General features: G+C 70.0%; 3 protein-coding genes. 2 read left to right on the forward strand and 1 reads right to left on the reverse strand.

What is annotated here, in order from left to right; genetic code table 11:
• On the forward strand, positions 1–257 hold a 257-nt coding region (locus VF794_RS30540), incomplete at its 5' end, for a ferrochelatase (protein ID WP_331116524.1).
• Here the strand turns inward: VF794_RS30540 and VF794_RS30545 are convergent.
• The gene (locus tag VF794_RS30545; protein WP_331116526.1) at positions 202–1,182 is read right to left on the reverse strand and encodes a hypothetical protein; all 981 of its coding nucleotides are present in this window, start codon (positions 1,180–1,182) and stop codon (positions 202–204) included. The two genes, VF794_RS30540 and VF794_RS30545, sit on opposite strands and share 56 nt — an antisense overlap.
• A gap of 205 nt (positions 1,183–1,387) precedes the next feature.
• Here VF794_RS30545 and VF794_RS41805 point away from each other — a divergent pair.
• A partial coding sequence (locus tag VF794_RS41805) for an SEC-C metal-binding domain-containing protein (RefSeq protein WP_414640986.1) occupies positions 1,388–1,625 on the forward strand: 238 nt, incomplete at its 3' end.

The raw sequence follows: 1,625 nt of genomic DNA on the forward strand, positions 1-1,625 counted from the left end.
CGCGCGGGGTGAAGCGCCTGGCGGTGATGTGCCCGGCCTTCGTCGCCGATTGTCTGGAGACGGTGGAGGAGGTCGCCATCCGGGGCCGCGATCAGTTCCTCGCGAGCGGGGGCGAGGCGTTCACCCTCGTCCCCTCGCTCAACGCCCACCCCGCCTGGGTGGACGGGGTGGTGCGGCTCATTCGCGAGTCGGAGGCGGTGGCTACTTCTTCGCCTGCGGCTGGATCAGCTCCGGCGGTACCTCCTCGAGCGGAGTGAGGCGCAGCTTGCGCTCACCGTTGCCCGCGCCGGGCAGGTCGCCCTCGCTTCGCGTGGTGAGGGTGCCCTCCCAGGAGCGCCAGCGGCCCGCCTTCACGAGGAACTCGCCCCGCGCCTTCACCCGCATCTCGGAGGAGACGGCCGTCATCGACTGCGTGGGCTCCTCCTCCTGATCGTCCTTGCCCTTCTTCGCGTCCTTCTCCGACTTCTTGGGCGTGGGCGCCGGCCGCTTGGGGGTGCCGAGGCTGCCGGAGATGCGCTCGGACAGGTCGTACTCGAGCGTCGCCACCTGCTCCCCATTCTCGGCGGGGGTGAGCGCGGTGAGCTTCACCTGGTTCTGACGCTCGGTCTTCTTCTCGACGAAGTTGCGCACGGCGCTCAGGTCCACCAGATCCGTGCTGAGCGCCCAGGTGGCGTCCGGACCCACCGGCTCCAGCGGCAGCTCCATCACCAGCAGCGCCGTGGTGTGCAGCGGTCCGGAGAGCCCGTCCAGCACGAAGCCGCGCTCGCTCATGGTGCCCTGGTCCTCCTCACCGCCCGCGCCCTGCGGGACGATCTGGAAGGCGTAGCCGGACTCGGTCTTCCGCAGGACGAAGAGGGAGGTCGTCTCTCGCGGGCCGGCCGCGGGCGCGGGGGCTGGCTGCTTGCCCTTCTTCCCCTTGGAGGCCAGCGGCGCGGACTCGAAGGAGGAGGTGGTGGTGAGACGAAAGGCGGTGGGGGCGTCGAGCTTCCAGCGCAGCACCACCTTGGAGGGGTCTGGCGGCGGCTCGGGGGCGGCGGCCGGCCTGGCCGGGGCATCGGCCTTGGCCGGGGTGGCGGCCATGTCGGGCGGACGAGGGATGGGCTGCATCTGGCCCACGGGCTCCTCCTTGCAGGCGGAGGCGAGGCAGACAGTGGCCAGCAGGCCGATGATGCGCCGATTCACGAAGACGCTCCTGAAGGGGGAGGCAGGTGGACTCCGGAGGTCGGAGTGTCGAGCAGTCTACGGCAGTACGCCCGAGGCTTGAAGAGAGGGGGGGCCATGAGGTGGGCAAGCCCGGGAGCCGTGTCCGCTGGGTGTCCGGGGATGGCGGGAAAAGTAGTGTGGGTGGGGGTTACTTCCGAAGTTCGACGTGGTATGTGGCGGCGCCATGCCATCTCGCAACGAGCCTTGTCCTTGCGGCAGCAAGCAGAAATACAAGAGGTGTTGCCTGGGTGAATCCCGGCCCTTCGGTAGGACGGGTCCTCCACCCCCGCGCCGGCCGCCGCCCTCCGGGGTGGATCCGGTCACCGCCGAGGCCGCGGTCCTGGCCGAGGAGGTGATGACCTCTCCCCATCCCCTCCAGCGGATCTCCGAGGGGATGGTCCTGCTTCGGACGATGTTCCAGG

The sequence above is a fragment of the Archangium sp. genome, assembly GCF_036389735.1.
In the GTDB taxonomy this organism is placed as follows: domain Bacteria; phylum Myxococcota; class Myxococcia; order Myxococcales; family Myxococcaceae; genus Archangium.